The 16,132-nt window shown below is 68.8% G+C and carries 17 protein-coding genes; 6 read left to right on the top strand and 11 right to left on the bottom strand.

Going from position 1 to position 16,132, the window contains the following annotated elements; all coding sequences use genetic code 11:
- Positions 1–432: 432 nt before the first annotated feature.
- The 3 genes from BMY35_RS22040 (at position 433) to BMY35_RS22030 (ending at position 2,197) form a co-directional block, all read left to right on the top strand.
- Positions 433–1,146, top strand: coding sequence for a response regulator transcription factor (locus BMY35_RS22040; protein ID WP_093203727.1), 714 nt, complete (start codon positions 433–435; stop codon positions 1,144–1,146).
- A 107-nt stretch (positions 1,147–1,253) separates the two neighbouring features.
- Positions 1,254–1,691 carry a DUF4019 domain-containing protein gene (locus tag BMY35_RS22035; RefSeq protein WP_093203724.1) on the top strand — a complete coding sequence of 146 codons (438 nt, stop codon included), beginning with the start codon at positions 1,254–1,256 and terminating at the stop codon, positions 1,689–1,691.
- A gap of 17 nt (positions 1,692–1,708) precedes the next feature.
- Positions 1,709–2,197 (top strand): NUDIX hydrolase, encoded by a 489-nt coding sequence (locus BMY35_RS22030; protein ID WP_093203722.1) that lies wholly within the window; start codon positions 1,709–1,711, stop codon positions 2,195–2,197.
- A 14-nt stretch (positions 2,198–2,211) separates the two neighbouring features.
- On the opposite strand, the gene mnmA is transcribed toward BMY35_RS22030, so the two are convergent.
- Entirely contained in the window at positions 2,212–3,312 is a 1,101-nt protein-coding gene (gene mnmA, locus BMY35_RS22025) for a tRNA 2-thiouridine(34) synthase MnmA (RefSeq protein WP_093203719.1), read from the bottom strand.
- A 188-nt stretch (positions 3,313–3,500) separates the two neighbouring features.
- Between mnmA and BMY35_RS22020 the strand changes: the two genes are divergently transcribed.
- Entirely contained in the window at positions 3,501–5,240 is a 1,740-nt protein-coding gene (locus tag BMY35_RS22020; protein ID WP_093203717.1) for a long-chain-fatty-acid--CoA ligase, read from the top strand.
- Between the two features lie 123 nt (positions 5,241–5,363).
- On the opposite strand, the gene BMY35_RS22015 is transcribed toward BMY35_RS22020, so the two are convergent.
- The 5 genes from BMY35_RS22015 to BMY35_RS21995 all read right to left on the bottom strand — a co-directional run bounded on the left by BMY35_RS22015 (position 5,364) and on the right by BMY35_RS21995 (position 11,147).
- Positions 5,364–6,344 (bottom strand): LLM class flavin-dependent oxidoreductase, encoded by a 981-nt coding sequence (locus BMY35_RS22015; RefSeq protein ID WP_093204259.1) that lies wholly within the window; start codon positions 6,342–6,344, stop codon positions 5,364–5,366.
- Positions 6,345–6,389: 45 nt separating this feature from the next.
- A complete protein-coding gene (locus BMY35_RS22010) occupies positions 6,390–8,078 on the bottom strand; it encodes an FxLYD domain-containing protein (protein ID WP_093203714.1) in 1,689 nt (562 codons plus the stop codon).
- Between the two features lie 66 nt (positions 8,079–8,144).
- Positions 8,145–8,741, bottom strand: a complete 597-nt coding sequence (locus BMY35_RS22005; protein ID WP_093203712.1) for a hypothetical protein — start codon at positions 8,739–8,741, stop codon at positions 8,145–8,147.
- A gap of 13 nt (positions 8,742–8,754) precedes the next feature.
- Complete coding sequence (locus BMY35_RS22000; RefSeq protein WP_256229206.1) at positions 8,755–10,545, bottom strand: VanW family protein; 1,791 nt, start codon at positions 10,543–10,545, stop codon at positions 8,755–8,757.
- The gene (locus BMY35_RS21995; protein ID WP_093203707.1) at positions 10,542–11,147 is read right to left on the bottom strand and encodes a DUF6891 domain-containing protein; all 606 of its coding nucleotides are present in this window, start codon (positions 11,145–11,147) and stop codon (positions 10,542–10,544) included. Before BMY35_RS21995 ends, BMY35_RS22000 begins: the two co-directional genes overlap by 4 nt.
- 251 nt (positions 11,148–11,398) lie before the next feature.
- Between BMY35_RS21995 and BMY35_RS21990 the strand changes: the two genes are divergently transcribed.
- On the top strand, positions 11,399–12,094 hold the full coding sequence (locus BMY35_RS21990) for a hypothetical protein (protein WP_256229203.1): 696 nt from the start codon (positions 11,399–11,401) through the stop codon (positions 12,092–12,094).
- Between the two features lie 61 nt (positions 12,095–12,155).
- Here the strand turns inward: BMY35_RS21990 and BMY35_RS21985 are convergent, their stop codons facing one another.
- Positions 12,156–12,536, bottom strand: coding sequence for a helicase SNF2 (locus tag BMY35_RS21985; RefSeq protein WP_093203701.1), 381 nt, complete (start codon positions 12,534–12,536; stop codon positions 12,156–12,158).
- 189 nt (positions 12,537–12,725) lie between these two features.
- Here BMY35_RS21985 and BMY35_RS21980 point away from each other — a divergent pair, with 189 nt between their 5' ends.
- The gene (locus BMY35_RS21980; RefSeq protein ID WP_093203699.1) at positions 12,726–13,214 is read left to right on the top strand and encodes a DUF6314 family protein; all 489 of its coding nucleotides are present in this window, start codon (positions 12,726–12,728) and stop codon (positions 13,212–13,214) included.
- A 10-nt stretch (positions 13,215–13,224) separates the two neighbouring features.
- Here the strand turns inward: BMY35_RS21980 and BMY35_RS21975 are convergent, their stop codons facing one another.
- The 4 genes from BMY35_RS21975 to BMY35_RS21960 are packed head-to-tail and all read right to left on the bottom strand — an operon-like array spanning position 13,225 to position 16,066.
- Complete coding sequence (locus BMY35_RS21975) at positions 13,225–13,818, bottom strand: biotin transporter BioY (RefSeq protein ID WP_093203696.1); 594 nt, start codon at positions 13,816–13,818, stop codon at positions 13,225–13,227.
- A 33-nt stretch (positions 13,819–13,851) separates the two neighbouring features.
- Positions 13,852–14,445, bottom strand: a complete 594-nt coding sequence (locus BMY35_RS21970; RefSeq protein ID WP_093203694.1) for a CbiQ family ECF transporter T component — start codon at positions 14,443–14,445, stop codon at positions 13,852–13,854.
- Positions 14,438–15,187, bottom strand: coding sequence for an energy-coupling factor ABC transporter ATP-binding protein (locus BMY35_RS21965; protein WP_093203691.1), 750 nt, complete (start codon positions 15,185–15,187; stop codon positions 14,438–14,440). Before BMY35_RS21965 ends, BMY35_RS21970 begins: the two co-directional genes overlap by 8 nt.
- Before the next feature lie 42 nt (positions 15,188–15,229).
- Positions 15,230–16,066 carry an isocitrate lyase/PEP mutase family protein gene (locus BMY35_RS21960; protein WP_256229199.1) on the bottom strand — a complete coding sequence of 279 codons (837 nt, stop codon included), beginning with the start codon at positions 16,064–16,066 and terminating at the stop codon, positions 15,230–15,232.
- Between the last annotated feature and the right edge of the window lie 66 nt (positions 16,067–16,132).

Below are 16,132 nucleotides of genomic sequence, written 5' to 3'. Positions count from 1 at the left end.
AAGGGGCACAGGGGGAATGCCGGCAGCTTACAGCAAGATTACAGCCGATCGCTGTCGCCGGAGTGCTCTGTCGTTTTCATCCCAAAGCGTCGAGGAGCTTATGGTTACTATAACTTTCGCTATTCAATTGATAGCGAATTCGGGTATTCGATAGCGGTTTGCGAGAAGGCCGGCGCGTGTTTCCTCGGCATGTCGGACGGATTTCCGCCTGATTGCCCGGCAAAAGTACTTCCAATGCCTGACGGAAGCCCGTCAATCAAAATCTCCATTTGTATCCAACTGCTGCCAACTTCGTTAACAAGCAATCAGAAATCGGCGATTTGCGTGCATTATTTGCAAATCCAAAAACTTTACCTTAGTCGCAGATAGATACACTTCTACTAACAATCGCCAGTTCACGGAAGCTGACGAAGGGAGGAAGAAGGGGTAGGAATGCGAATCGCGGTACTCGATGAAGGTGTAGATCACTTCAAGCGGATCAATCAGACCATGGCGGCACTCGAGCACGAGTGCCATCCCTATACGGAAGGCAAGGCCCTGCTGCAGGCAATGCGCCGCCAGACCTTCGACCTGCTGATACTCGGCTGGAATCTCCCTGATATGAAGGGTCCCGAGGTGGTAGCGACCATCCGCCGGGATCTCAACAGCCGGCTTCCCATTCTTTTCGTGTCCGACAAGCCCGGCGAGGCCGACATGGTCGAGGGCCTCAACGCCGGCGCGGACGACTTCATGGCCAAGCCCGCCCGCGCCGGCGAGCTCGAAGCCCGCGTGAACGCGCTGCTGCGCCGCTCCTACCCGGCCCAGCACGAGGCCGAACTGGTCTTCGGCCCCTATCACTTCTATCCGCCGTCGCGCGTGCTCAAGGTCCGCGGCGTGCAGGTCGAGCTGAAGAACCGCGAATACGAGCTCGCGCTGTTCCTGTTCCAGAACCTCGGCCGGCTGCTCTCGCGGGAGCATCTGCACGAAGCCGTCTGGGGCCTCGGCATCGAGGCGCTCTCGCGCTCGCTCGACACTCATATCTCGCGCCTGCGGACCAAGCTCGACCTGCGCCCCGCAAACGGCTTCCTGCTGCTGGCCATCTACGGCCTGGGCTACCGGCTCGAAACCATCGAAGCCGATGCGTTGCCCGGAGTCAACGTACGCTGACCCCGGAAATCTCAGCGGGCTAAAGTAGCCTCCAGCGGCTAGCGCGGCAACCGACACGGCCGCCGCAAGAACGGGCGATGTGCCCGCCGCCACGAGGAACGAGACGAATGAATCCGATGATCCGGCTGCTGCTCGCCGCCACATTGCTCTGGAGCTGGCTCGGGCCGGCCGCAGCACAGGAAGTGGTGGAGGCCAGCGACATGGTGCGAGGCGGCATGCAGGCGATCGAGATGATCGACCAAGGCAAGGCCGGCGAACTGTGGGACGGCGCCGCCCCGGCCACGCGCAAGCGGGTGACGCGCGCCGACTTCGTCGGCCAGGTCGCCCGGAGCCGGGCACAGATCGGCGTGCCGCAGATGCGCACCTGGGTCTCGGTCAACCGCCAGGTCGTTGCCGCGCAAGACGGCGACACGGCCGGCCAGTACGTCAGCATCGAATACGAGACCCGGTTCGCGAGCAAGTCCGACGGCACGGTGCGCGAACTCGTGAGCTTCCATCTCGACCAGGACCGCGTCTGGCGCTTCAGCGGCTACGCACTGAAATAAGGAAAGGAGCCGAGAACATGGCAGGTCCGCGCTGGAAACCCAATGTCACCGTGGCCGCGGTGATCGAGCGCGACGGGCGCTTCCTGCTCGTCGAGGAGCAGACCAGCGACGGCCTTCGGCTCAACACGCCGGCCGGGCACCTGGACCCCGGCGAGTCGCCCGCCGAAGGCTGCGCGCGCGAAACGCTGGAAGAAACAGCCCATCATTTCACGCCAACGGCGCTCATCGGCATCTACATGGCGCGTTCCCGGCCGCTGGCGGAACGCGGCGAAGACACCACCTACATGCGTTTCGCGTTCTCAGGCACGCTGGGCGCGTTCGAGGCAGGCCGCCCGCTCGACGAAGGCATCTTGCGCACCGTGTGGATGACTCCCGACGAAATCCGCACCAGCGTCGCCCGGCACCGCAGCCCGCTGCTGCTGCAATGTGTCGAGGACCACCTGGCCGGCAAGCGCCACCCGATGGACCTCGTTTACGTCGACGAATCGGTGCGGTCCGCGCCCTGACCGGCTGAAGAGGCTCAGACGATGACGCCGCCGCCAAGGCAGCGCTCGCCGTCGTAGAGCACGGCCGACTGCCCCGGGGTCACTGCCCACTGCGCTTCGCCGAAGCGCAGGCCGAAGGTGCCGGCATCTCCCGCATCCATCTCGCAGGCAGCATCCGCCTGCCGGTAGCGCGCCTTGGAGCCGTAGCCGCCCGGCACCGGCGGTTCGCCGGAAATCCAGCTCGCGTCGTCCGCCTTCAGTTCAGACGACAGCAGCCACGGATGGTCGTGCCCCTGCACCACCCACAGCGTGTTCTTCTCGATGTCCTTGCGCGCCACGAACCACGGCGAGTGGTCGCCCGAACCGCGCTGCGCGCCCTTTTCCTTCACGCCGCCGATGCCCAGCCCCTGCCGCTGCCCCAGCGTGTAGAAGCTCAGCCCCTGGTGCTCGCCCAGCTTGCGGCCCCGGTCGTCCTTGATCGGACCCGGCTCCTTGGAGATGTAGCGGTTCAGGAATTCGCGGAACGGCCGCTCGCCGATGAAGCAGATGCCGGTCGAGTCCTTCTTCTTCGCGTTGGGCAGGCCGATTTCCTCGGCGATGCGGCGCACTTCGGTCTTGTGCAGCTCGCCGACCGGGAACATCGTCTTCGACAGCTGCGCCTGGTTCAGGCGGTGCAGGAAGTAGCTCTGGTCCTTCGAGGGATCGAGCCCCTTGAGCAGCTCGTGCCTGCCGGTCGCCTCGTTCAGTCGCACGCGGGCGTAGTGGCCGGTGGCGATCTTCTCTGCCCCCAGCCGCATGGCGTGGTCGAGAAAGGCCTTGAACTTGATCTCGGCATTGCACAGCACGTCGGGGTTGGGCGTGCGGCCGGCCTTGTACTCGCGCAGGAACTCGGCGAACACGCGGTCCTTGTAGTCGGCCGCGAAGTTGACGTGCTCGATCTCGATGCCCAGCACGTCGGCCACGCTGGCGGCGTCCACGAAGTCGATGTTCGACGAGCAGTACTCGCTGTCGTCGTCGTCTTCCCAGTTCTTCATGAAGATGCCGACCACCTCGTGCCCCTGCTGCTTGAGCAGGTGCGCCGTCACCGCGGAGTCCACTCCGCCGCTCAGTCCCACAACGATCCGATGCTTTGCCATAAGCCCCCTATTGTCCCAGCCCCGCGGAAGGGGCTTCCGGCGTGTGGGAAATCGGGAAAACCCGTGTCGCCGGTTTGTCAGCCTGCGGGTTCGCGGCGCGAAGGCCGGCGCTACAGTGACTCCGGATGAAGGCGGCACAGATCCGCCAGGCGATTTGCAACGGACAACAACCAGCGGAGACAAGACGCATGGCCACCCCTTCCCCAGCTTCCCCCGCCGCATCCTTCGGCGACAGCACTCCCTGGACACGCGCCTACCCGCCCGGCATGCGCTGGGACGCGGAGCTTCCCGTGAAGCCGGTGCAGCAGATGCTCGACGAGGCCGTCGAACGCTGGCCCGACCGGTCGGCCGTCGAGTTCATGGGCCAGGCCATCACCTACCGCGAGCTCGGTGCCGCGGTCGAACGTGCCGCCAAGGGCCTGCAGGACCTGGGCGTGAAGCCCGGCGTGCACGTCGGCCTCTACCTGCCGAACACGCCGCACTACCCCATCGCCTTCTTCGCGGTGCTGAAGGCCGGCGGCACGGTGGTGAACTATTCCCCGCTGGACGCCGAGCGCGTGCTGGCCCACAAGATCGAGGACAGCCGCACCGACATCCTGGTCACGCTCGACCTCGTCAACCTGTACCCGCAGATGGCGCGCCTGCTCGACAACTCGCGCCTGAAGACGCTGGTGGTCGGCAGCCTCGGCGACTACGGCGCCATGGGCGACAAGGTGCAGGCCCAGCTGCAGGGCGCCGGCCAGATCGCCCCGGTGCCCGTCGATGAACGGCACGTGCGCTTCACCGATCTGCTCAAGAGCGAAGGCACGCACAAGACCCATCCGCTGGGCGATCTCGCCGAAGAGATCGTGGTGCTGCAGTACACCGGCGGCACCACCGGCCTGCCCAAGGGCGCGATGCTCACGCACGCCAACCTCACATCGGCCTCGGCGCAGTACTACGAGTCGACCAAGGGCGATCCGCCCATCCTGGACGAAGGAACGGAACGCTTCCTGGTGGTGCTGCCGCTCTTCCACATCTTCGCGCTCAGCGCGGCGATGCTGCTCGGCGTACGCCTGGGCGCGGCACTGGTGCTGCACACGCGCTTCGACGTCGATGCGGTGATGAACGAGCTCGCCGCCAGCCGGATCAGTGTGTTCCCCGGCGTGCCGACGATGTACACCGCGATCCTCTCGCACCCCAAGGCGAAGGAGATGGACCTGCGCTCGCTCAAGTTCTGCGGCTCCGGCGGCGCGCCGCTGCCGGTGGAAGTGGAGCAGCGCTTCTTCGAGCTCACAGGCTGCCACCTCAACGAGGGCTGGGGCATGACCGAGACCTCGCCCGTGGGCACCTTCACGCCCGCGCGCGGCCTGCGCAAGGCGGGCTCGTGCGGCATGCCGCTGCCGCGGGTGCGCATCAAGCTCGTGAGCCTGGACGATCCGACGCAGGACATCACCGCCTTCGGCGAAGCGGGCGAGCTCTGCATCAAGGGCCCGAACGTGATGAAGGGCTACTGGAACAACCCCAAGGCCACGGCCGAGTCGATGACGACCGACGGCTACTTCCGCAGCGGCGACGTCGCGAAGATGGACGCCGACGGCTACCTCTACATCGTCGACCGCACCAAGGACATGCTGCTGTGCGGCGGCTACAACGTCTACCCGCGCGTGCTGGAAGAGGCGGTGTACGAGCACCCTTCGGTGGCCGAAGTCTGCGTGATCGGCATTCCCGACGAGTACCGCGGCCAGTCGCCCAAGGCCTTCGTGAAGCTGAAGGACGGCGCGCCCGGACTGACGCTCGACGAGCTCAAGTCATTCCTGAAGAACCGCCTCGGCAAGCACGAGATGATCGGCGCGCTGGAGATCCGCGCCGAGCTGCCCAAGACGCCGGTGGGCAAGCTCTCGAAAAAGGATCTTGTCGATGAGGAAGCCCGCAAGCGGGCGGCGTAGCAGCGGAGCCGCACGCCGCTTTTTCGTGGAACACCGAGGAACCGGCTTTGCCGGGCCTCAGGTGTTGCCCCCGGGTAGGGGGTTGGCGAAGCGACACGAAGTGCGCGCAGCCTGGGGGCGAGCCTAGCGAAAGGCCTCGGCGAGCAGCTCGTAGGAGCGCAGCCGGGCCACGTGGTCGAACACCTGCGAGGTGATCATCAGTTCGTCCGCGCCGGTACGCGCGACGAAAGCTTCCACGCCCTTCTTCACCGTCTCGACCGAACCCACCGCCGAGCACGACAGCACCGAGTCGAGCAGCGCGTTCTCCGACGGCCCGACCTTCTGGCGATAGTTCTCCACCGGCGGCGGCAGGCGCCCGGGCCGTCCGCTGCGCAGGTTCACGAAGGCCTGCTGCCACGAGGTGGCGCGGAACTCGGCCTCCTCATCGGTGTCGGCCGCGAACACATTGAAGCCCAGCATCACGTACGGCTTCTGCAGCTGCGCCGAGGGCTTGAAGGTCTCGCGATAGATCTGGATGGCCTGCATGATCTGCTGCGGCGCGAAGTGCGAGGCGAAGGCATAGGGCAGGCCCAGGTGCGCCGCGAGCTGCGCGCCGAAGGTGCTCGATCCGAGGATCCACACCGGCACCTCGAGCCCCGCGCCTGGCACGGCCCGAACGGGCTGCTGCGGCGCCTTCGACATGAAGTCCATGAGTTCGATCACGTCCTGCGGGAACTGGTCGGCGTCCGACTCCAGGTTGCGCCTCAGGGCACGCGCGGTGCGCTGGTCGGAGCCGGGCGCGCGGCCCAGGCCGAGGTCGATGCGCCCCGGGTACAGCGACTCGAGCGTGCCGAACTGCTCGGCGATCACCAGCGGCGAATGGTTCGGCAGCATCACGCCGCCGGCGCCGATGCGGATGGTGGACGTACCCGCCCCCACGTACGACAGCAGCACTGCGGTGGCAGCGCTCGCAATGCCCGGCATGCCGTGATGCTCGGCCAGCCAGTAGCGCGTGTAGCCCAGCTTCTCGCCATGCTGCGCCAGCGAGAGCGAGTTGCGGAACGACTGCGCGGCGTCGCTGCCCTCGGTGATCGGGGAAAGGTCGAGGATGGAGAACGGAATCATGGGCGCGATCATGGCGCGAACCGCCCAACGCCGCTGCCCCAGGGGCTATTCGGTTTGGTATAGCGTGGTCACGCTCGCGAAGTCGCGCCCGTTCTGCTCCACGCTCGCCTGGAAGGGCACGCTCTCGCCCGGCGCGATGGCCGGCAGGTTGTCCACCAGCTTGAAGCCCGTGAGCTGCCCGTTGCGGTCGCGCAGGCTCACCCACAGCCGCACCTTGCCGACGATGCCCGTCCCGGGGTTCTTCACGCTGCCGCTGACCACAACGTACTTGTACGAAAAGCGCTGGCTGAAGTTGAGCAGCACGCTGCCGATCTCGGCCTTGGTGCCCGTCACCTTCACTTCCAGCGGCTTGCGCGGGCCCGGCAAGGCGGCACGTCGCATCGGCTTCCACTCGATGCGCGTGTCGGTGATGCGCTCCATGTCCTGCGGCTCCAGGTAGATGGGAAAGCGCTCGCCGGGGTACAGGTACGCCAGCCCCGCGATGGTGGTCGTGCCGTGCGCCTTGCTGCCGCTGAAGCGCGAGATCACGCCGCCCGGCGCGAGCACGACGGCGTCGGTGCTGCGATTGACGAGCTCGCCCAGGAACAGCCGCTGCTGGATGTTGTTGCGCCCGTCCACCAGCGGCAGCAGCTCGAGCAGCCTGGCGTCGAAGCGCTCGCTGTCTTCGGCCAGCAGGTCGTCGGTGCCCAGGCGCAGTTCTGAATTGAAGGACTCCGGGCCGCCCGCCGCGCGGATCACGCGGTCGCCGCTGCCCAGCACCGGCGTGCGCGAGCCCGAGGCCTCGACCGTGCTGTAGCCGATGCGGTAGTCCCACGCCGCGATGGCCGCGCCGCGACCGAAGCGCGCGATGCTCACGTCCACCGAGGTCCGCCCGCCGGGCTGTATCTCGTTGGCTTGCCCGTAGCCGTGGCCGAAGCCGATCACCTGCCCCGCGTCGTCGTACAGCGTGGCCAGCACCTCGAAGCCGCCGAGCACGGTGGAGTCCTTGCGGTCGTTGACGATGCGGCCCACCAGCCGCACGCGGTCGCCCTGCTGCACCAGCCGCACGCGCGAGAACACCATGCGCGGCCCCTTCACCGAGCTGTAGGGCTCGGCCAGCTTCTGCACGCGCAGCTCCTGCCGAGTGACGTTCTTGCCGCTGGGCATGTCGATCAGCGCGGGCGCGCTCTCTCCGGGCTCCAGCACGGACACGGGCAGCATCTCGCTGCGCTCGTCGAGCTTGCTTTCGCCGTCGAAGTACACGGCGCGAATGCCGGCGCGAGACAGCGGCTTGCCGGTCTCGTTGCGCGCCACCACCAGCAACTTGGGCATGGCCGAGCTCCCGCTGCCCACGAGCACCTGCCGCGGTTCGTCGAGCTTGAGGCCGTCGACGGGAATGGTGCGGTCGACCGCGGCCACCACACGCTGCGAGGCGGACGCGCCCCGCGTGTCGGCATTGCGGTTGCCGAGGAACACGCCCACCACGCTGAAGAGCAGCACCGCCCCCACCGCAATGGCCACCCCGATGCCGACCTTGCGCATCATGAGCGCCTGCCTGCGCGCTTCCTCGGCCGCGAGCCGGCGGCCGGCTTCGTTCTTCACCTGATTGAGCACACGCTCCAGCCGGTCGGAGACGTTGTCCTCCACCAGCGTGACGGAGCCGCAGTGCTCGCAGGTGTATTCGTTGAGGCCCGTGCGCTTGAGCACGCTGCTGCCGCACTCGCCGCACTTGAGCGTCTGGAGATCGATGGTCATGTCTGAAATGCTGCTCCCGTTTTCTTCTTCTGCTTCTGCTCTTGCTGATGCTCCCGTCGCGGCCCTCTACCAGCCGAAGACATCCGCGAGATCTTCGGCCCGGTCCGCGCCGATCAGCGGCGCGAGCCGCTCGACCAGGCGCGCGCGGTGCACCGGGTTGACCGAATAGTCGTCCGCGAAGATGTCCTCGCCCGCCTCGTCCCAGACCCGCCCGACGGTGCCGAGGCAGGCGGCCATCTCGAGGATGTCGGCGAAGAGCGGTTCATCGTCATCCCACGCGCCCGCCCCGTGCCGGGCGAACTGTATCGCGCCGGTGTTCAGGTCGAGGATGAAGGGATCGGCGCCCTGGTCGGCCACCACCAGCCAGTGGTCGGGCCACGCGGCGAGGCGCTCGCCCGTGATGCCGTGCCAGCGGTAGCCGGCCTGCGCCGACCACAGGCGCGCCAGCGGAGGAATGCTGAAGGGGTTGCCGGCGGTGGGAACGGTGAGGCCCGCATGGCCCACGCGCTCGTTGATCCAGTTGCCGAGCGGGCCGACCTGCTCGTAGAAGGCCGCGACGGCTTCGGGCAGCGGGATCTCGCCGCGCCAGTGGTCGGCGGCGAGTTGCGGCTCCAGCGTGCCATGCGGGGCCAGGGCTGCACGAGCCTGTTCTGTCGATGCCAAGTGTGTCCTCCGTTCAGCGAGAGCAGGCCGTTCGCAATGCGGCGCGAAGCGCATCCACGTCGCCGGGCGCGATCTCGCGCATGCCCGGCAGTGCGCCGAGGCCGCATGCGGTCGATGCGACAACCGGCACGCCGGCCGCCACGGCGCGCAACACCGCGCGCGGCGCGTGCTCGATGTGCGCGGGCAGCACGACGACGTCGGCGCCTGCCAGCCAGTCGCCCTGCCAGTTCATGTGTTCGACATGCCCGATGCCCTGCCAGAGCCGCGCATCGTCCGAAGGCGAGCCCAGCACGCGCAGCCTGCACGGCCAGCCCTGCAGCGCGGCCGCGAGTTCGCGTGCGCCCTTGCGTGCCAGTGCGCTCGCGGCGAAGACGACGAGCGGAAGCTCCTGGCCCCTGGCCTTTGCGCGGCCGGTTGCCCTGATCTCGGGCAGCACCCAATCGAGTCGCCGCGACGCGGCAAGCTGTCGCGCGACTTCGGCATGCGGCGTGACCACGATCGACGCTCGCGCAAGCGCCAGCGACTCGGCTCGCACCAGCGACGCATCGGCCCTGAAGTCGCGCAGCGTGACATCGCCGGGCCAGCGCCGCGAGGCTTCGTCGAGCCGCTTTTCGATGTCGGCCATCGGCAGCGCGCCGGCCAGCACGATCACGCGGCGGCCGTCGAGCGCGCCGAGGCGCTGCAGGTGCGGCAGCAGTGCCTGCTCGACCACCAGCTGCGTGTGCTCCGGCTTCAGGCGCGCCGCGAAAGCCTGCGCGAGCCAGCGCTGGCCGTCGATCAGGCTGGCCTGGCGCCGTCCTGCCTGCCGGGCCCACAGCCGCTGCCACAGCGCACGGCGCAGGCTCGCGGCCCACGGCGCCTGTGCCGGCGCAACGCCGGCGGCAACCGGCTCGCGATGCCAGCCCGTCGCGGGGCGACGCCAGAAGGCGAGCCGCAGCGGCACCGGCTGCATGCGCTGCGCACCCGGATGCTCCTCGCGCAGGTAGCGCGCGAACTCGGGCGTCCAGCCATCGAGCAATGCGGCGGTGAGCCCTTCGGGGCCGACGTCGACCTGCGGGCGATGACGGAAGCACGCGGTCTGGTCGCAGCTGAGGCAGCCGCGCGCCACGGGCAACGCCGCACCCGCATCCTCGCTCGCGCGGCGCATCGTGACGGGCACGAAAGGCGCGGCCGATGCGCCACGGCCCCGGATGCGCAGCACCAGCTCCGTGCCGGTCAGCTCCACTTCGAGCCGCCATGCCTGCCTGGCGCGCACCTTGAGGTCGATGTAGTTCCAGAACACGGTCGCGTCGACGGCATCCGCGCCCGGCTCGCCGGCCTGCTCGATGCGCGCCGTGTGCCCGTGCCGCTCCACCAGCTCGAAGCCCGCTCGCACCGCCACGGTGGCGAGCGCGTTCGACAGCTGGCACAGCCCGCCGGCCAGCGTCGGCACCACGCAGCCGCCGCGCAGTTCGCGGCCCTGCACAAAACCGCGCCACGAAGCGGGCCGGCCCAGCTGGCGCCAGAAGCTCAGCACTTCGCCGGCGGGCACCTCGACGGCATCGAAGGCGCGGCGCGCCACGCGAAGGTTCTGCACCTTGCCGGCCACGAGCGGGAATTCGTCCGCGCGACCGTCGGTCCACAACGGCGTGCGGTATTGGGCGAGCACGGGCGCGTCGGCCAGTGCGTGGCTGCCGACGGGCCATCGGCGGGCCGAGGGCCGCAGGGTCTCGCGCAGCGCGTGGGCCGTGGCCAGGAGCCGCGAACGCAGCCAGAAATCGATCGCGTCGATGCGGCGCGGCGGCTGCCAGGCCTGCACGCTCACGCGGAGGGGCCTCGCTTGCGCCATTGGCCGAGGTCGGCTTCGATGCGCTCGTTGATGTTGCCGCTCCAGTGCGCGCCGAAGCCGGCCGCGCGCAGCAGTTCGACGATGCGGTGGCCCACGGCCGCGGTGTTGGCCTCGCGTTGCTCGATCTCGGGAATCATGCCGCCGCTGAAGGCCAGGTGCAGGCGGCCGGTGCGCACGGCCGTGTCGAGGTCCTGCGCGTGATAGAAGCAGCAGCCGCGAATGCCGGACTCCGCCCGACCGGCCGCGCGCCACTGCTCGCGCACGTCGTCGTGGCCGTCGGAGAGCGTGTTGCCCGCGCGGTGCAGCGCGATGATCTTCTCGCCTCGCAGCTGCGCGAAGACGGCCTCGAGCCTGTCGTATTCGGTCTGCGCGGGCCATCCGGCCTCGGCCTCGCGCTTGGCGGCGCATGCGCTCGCGGCCTCTGCCTTGACCCAGGCACGGTCTTCGCTGGTGATTTCGTCGGGATCGAGGTACTCGTCGGTGATCATCCACTCGACATCGGCGTCGGGATAGAAGCCGCTCCACACCAGGTCGTGGATGCGTCCGCGCGTGTCTTCTGGGTCGAGAGTAAGGGCCATGCGTGTTGGGCTGCCGCCTCGGCGGCAACGGGTCATGCTTTCTTTTTTCCTGGCGGAAGCGTGGTCGTATTTTTACCCGAGCGCACCACGATGGCGCGGTAATGCGAAAGCATGATGTCCGACGGCCACCCCTTCCGTACCGCACCATCATGAAGGATGCGCCATGGCAAGGCAATGCGCCTTATGGCGAAGCCGGCTCCGCCACATGGCCGGGGTGCCGCGGGGCTGCTGGCTATGCTCGGCGGCTCCCCATGCCGCAGCAACATCGCCTTCCAGACCCCGCCCTGCCGCGGGCCGACGAACGCCTGCCCGCCTCGTGGACCTCCGCCATGCCGCAGGCCACGGAACGCATGCAGAGGACGGCCGCCGACCGGATCGCCTGGCTGGTCGCGCTGGCAGTGCTGGTGTTCATGGCCGTCTTCGGCTTCCAGGCGATGCGCTGGTCGCTGGCCGGCGGCTGGCAATGGCTCTGGATGCTGGTGGGATTGCCGTTCTTCGGCGTCTTCTCGGTGCTGTCGGTGCTGGCCGTCGTCACGAGGCTGCGCGAACGCCGGCGGGTGCGGGTGACGCTGGAGAACATGTCGCTGGAGCGCGGGGAAGGCTTTCGCGTCAGCGAGCCGCTCGAGCTGCGCCTGCGCGCGACGGTGCCGGTCGCACGGGAGGGTGAGCGCACGGTGGCGCCGGAACACATCGCGATGCGCCTGGTGCGGCGCTTCATGCTCGATGCAGCCGACGGAACGCGATCGCTGGTCGAGGAGTGCTGCGACGAAGCGATCGCGCCGCGCGAGGATGCGCGGGCCGGCCGGGTTGTCTATGCCTGCGAGCTCCGCGCGAAGCCCCTGAATGGCGACGAAACAGCGCAATGGTCGGTCGAGCTGCGCGAAGCGGCCGACGGTGCCAGCGAGCCCTTGCTCGTCGCCGCGCTGCGGCCGCTCCCTCCGCGCTGAGGCCGGACCGGACGCAAAAAAGCCGGGCCATGGCCCGGCTTTCTTTCAGCCCCGCAGGCGATTACAGCGGCAGTGCGTCGCCATGAGCGGCAGCGCGGGCTGCGGCACGAACCGCGGCGCGGTCCACCGAGCTGGCCACGATCGGGGCCACGCCCGACGAAGCGCCTTCGGCATACGGGTCACCGCTGCGGGCGGCTGCCACGGCTTCGGCACGAACGGCCGAGCGGCTGGCGGTCGAGACGATCGCTTGTGCCGGGCCGGCGTTGGCACCGGTGGCGTAGGGGTTCGCGCTGTGGGCGGCAACCACGGCCTGGCTGGCGACGTCGGCGCGGCTGGCGGCCGAGGTCAGCTGGTGCACGCCTTCATAGGTTTCGGCGTGGGCAACGCCGGCAGCGGCCAGCAGGGCGAGGGAAACGGCGGAGAGGAGCTTCGAGGCGGTCATTTGGATGTGTCCTTCAATTGGTTCGGTTCTTGTTTCTTGGTCTGGATCAGCTGAAGGGCTGGTCCATGGGAAGAATTGTGCGCCCGTTGTCTAAGTAAAAACCCTTAGACAATGGAACCACGGTGTTCACACCATGGAAACAATCAACCGCCAGGAAGACGGATCACCGCCTGTCGTAGAGTCCCCCGCATGAGCGAACCGGCCCCCGCCCTTTCACCTTCCACGTCCTTCTGGGGAAGCCCCGACACCGTGTTCGACCGACTGGCGGGCGAATGGAGCCTGCAGCGCAACATCGAGGGGCAGGCCACCATGAGCGGCGTCGCCACGTTCACGCCGCGGGGAGCCGGAACGCTCAAGTACCGCGAGGAAGGCCGCATCCGCCTGGCCGACGGCAAGGAATTCGACGGGCACCGCGAATACCTCTTCGAACGCGCTCCGGGCGGTTTCGCGGTGCATTTCGCCGAGACGCCGCCGCGCCTCTTCCATGCCATCGCCGTCGTGCGCGAGGGCAAGGGTGACGGTGACGTGCTCGCCGGCTCGGCCACGCACCTGTGCACGCCCGACACCTACGACAGCAGCTACCGCTTCCTGCCCGACGGCTCCTTCACGATCCGCCACGTGGTGCACGGCCCGCGCAAGGACTACCTCTCGGAAACCGTCTTCAGCCGGCGAGGCTGAGGGAAGCCGCTCAGTCGCGGTCGAGGCGCCACGCCGGCATGCCGCGCATCACGGTCTGCACCAGCACCGCGCAGATGCCGCACTTGATGAGGTCGCCCGGAATGAACACCAGCATGGCCAGCGCGGCCTTCGACAGCGACATGTGGGCGATCCACGAGAGCCCGACGATGCCGAAGGCGTAGACCACGCCGATCCCGCCGACCAGCGCCGACAGGAACGCCGCCGCCAGCAGGGGAAGCCCCGTCGTGCCGCCGATGCGGCGCACGGCCAGGCGCATCAGCAGGCCGCAGGCAAAGGCGCCGAACATCCAGCCGAACAGGAAGCCGCCCGCCGGCGCCACGAACACGCTCAACCCGCCACGGCCGCCCGGCAGCAGCGGCAGCCCGAGCGCCACCGCGAGCAGGAACAGCGCGATGGCCAAAAAGCCCCGGCGCGGCCCCAGCAGGCAGCCCGCCAGCATCACGCCCAGCGACTGCAGCGTGATCGGCACGCCGAACGGCAGGTCGATCTTCGGGATCAGGCCGAACACCGCCATCAGCGCCGCGAACAGCGCGATGTACGACAGCGAACGGGACGAAGTGAGGGAGCCTGAAGTGGTGGTCATGGCAGTCGCAATCGAGAAAAGACGGAAGAAGGATCAGCGCCCGAGCCGCGCGGCCAGCGCGTCCGCCACGCGCTCCGCCGTCTGCAGCGTGCGGATGGTCAGCGGCGCCAGCAGGCGCAGGCCGCCGCCGTGGCCGGAGCGGACGCGGTAGGCATCGTCGAGGCGCTGCCACTGCACGTAGAAATTTTCGGCGAAGCGCAGCATGAGGCCAAGGCCCAGCGCGATCCGCTCGGTGGGCACGCCGAAGCGCTGCAGCGGATGCAGCACGGCCTCGAGCACCGCCAGCAGGTCTTCGAAGCGAGTGGTCAGCGTGAGCATCAGCGCGAGCGTGGCTGCGCTCGCCAGGCGCAGCGCGCTGGCCACGCCGAGCAGCGTCGTGCCCATCGCCCAGTGGAAGCCGACGATCAGCCCGCAGGCCACCGCCACGCCGACCAGCATGCGCACGCGGCGCCATGCGGGCGGCCCGAGCGAGACGAAGATCAGCAGCACCGCCGCGCAGGCGACGCCCAGGTACGACGGCCGCTCGACCAGCACCAGCAGCGTGCCGCACACCGACAGCACCGCGAGCTTGATCCATGCCGCGATCGCGTGCATCCACGTCGACTGCTCCGAATACAGGCTACGCATGGTGGCGCCCCCGCTCCGCCGCGGCGCGCTCGCGCACGTCCTCGGCATAGGCCTCGCACACCTCGCGGCCCGGTCCGTCGCCGCGCACCCTGCCCTGTTCGAGCCACAGCACGCGCTCGAAGTCATAGACGTGCTCCAGCAGGTGCGTGGACACGAGGATCTGGTGGTCGCTCGCCTCCAGTTGCGCGGCAAGCCGCGCCTGGCTCAGCAGGTCGAGGCTGGCGAAGGGCTCGTCGAGCAGCAGCGTGGCGGGTTCGCTGATCTGCAGTGCCAGCAGGCACACCTGCTGGCGCTGGCCCTGGCTCAGCTCGCTCACCGCGCGCCCGGCCCAGGCCTCGAGCCCGCGCTGCGCGAGGAAATCGCGCGCCTGCTGCCTGGCCGCCTGCCGCGTCTCGCCGCGCGCCGTAAGACTGAAGGCCAGCTCCTCGGCCACGGTCGGAAAGATGATCTGGTCGTCGGGGTTCTGGAACATCAGCCCCACGTGCTTCGACAGCTGCCTGCGGTCGGCCTGCGTGTCGCAGCCATGCACGACCACGCGCCCTTCCTGCGGCTGGTCGAGCCCGCTGATGAGGCGGAACAGGCTGCTCTTGCCCGCGCCGTTGTCGCCGACCAGGCCGATGCGCATCTCCTGCAGGTCGAGCGTCAGCCCCTCGAAGACGCGCTGGCTGCCGCGCACCAGCGTCACCGCCTCGAGGCGGATGCTGTGCGAAGAGACGGTTTCGGACGGGCTGGGCTGCGGCAAGGGGCGCCCACTGTACCCGAAGCCGCCTCGCTGCCGCGAGGCTCAGGCCGTGGCTGGAAACAGCGCGTTGAGCTCGCCCACGGACAGCATGCCCTCGCCCATCGTGCCGAAGCGGCCGTGCCCGAAGGCTTCGCCCGCGATGCGTGCCACCAGCCCCAGCGCCGACTGCAGCGGGCCGCAGCCCAGGCTGATGCGCCGCGCGCCGGCACGCGCGAGGCCATCGGCCGGCGGTGCGCCGGCGTAGCCCGCGTACACGTTCAGCGGCAGGTCGAGCGCGCCGGACAGCCGCCCGATCTCTTCGGGGCTGGACATGCCCGGCACGAAGATGCCGTCCGCGCCCGCCGCCGCGTAGAGCTTCGCGCGGCGCAGCGCCTCCTCGAAGCGCGCGGCCGGGTCGTCCCACGGCACGAAGTACACGTCGGTGCGTGCGTTGATGAAGAAGCGCGCGTCCAGCTCGCGAATGGCCGCGATGCGCTCGCACAGCACCTCGGGCGACGCCAGCTCGCGCGTACCAGGCCGCGTGCCGTCCTCGATGTTGATGCCGGCCGCGCCCATGTCGACGAGCGCGCCCGCCACCTCGCGCACCGCTGCGGCGCTCTCGCCGAAGCCGCTCTCGATGTCGACGCTCACCGGCACGCTCGCCACGCGGCAGATGCGCGCGCAGGCCGCGACCAGCTCGGCGACGGGCATTCGCTCGCCATCCGCGTAGCCCAGTGACCAGGCCATGCCCGCGCTGGTGGTGCCGATGGCCGTGGCGCCGGCGCGCTCGACGATGCGGGCGCTGGCGGCGTCCCATGCGTTCACCAGGACCAGCGGTCCGGGGCCGGCATGAAGCCGGTGGAAATCTTCTGTCTTCTGCTGCGCGTCGCTGGATCGCATGGCCATCCGTTCCAAGGGAGTTGAGGAATGGTCGCAGCTTAGGAGCGGCGCGCCGCCCCGGCTTGG

The sequence above is a fragment of the Variovorax sp. YR750 genome, assembly GCF_900109805.1.
Lineage (GTDB): Bacteria > Pseudomonadota > Gammaproteobacteria > Burkholderiales > Burkholderiaceae_C > Variovorax > Variovorax gossypii.
The sequence above is the reverse complement of the archived record's forward strand: the minus strand, read 5'-3'. Positions and strand labels throughout refer to the sequence as shown.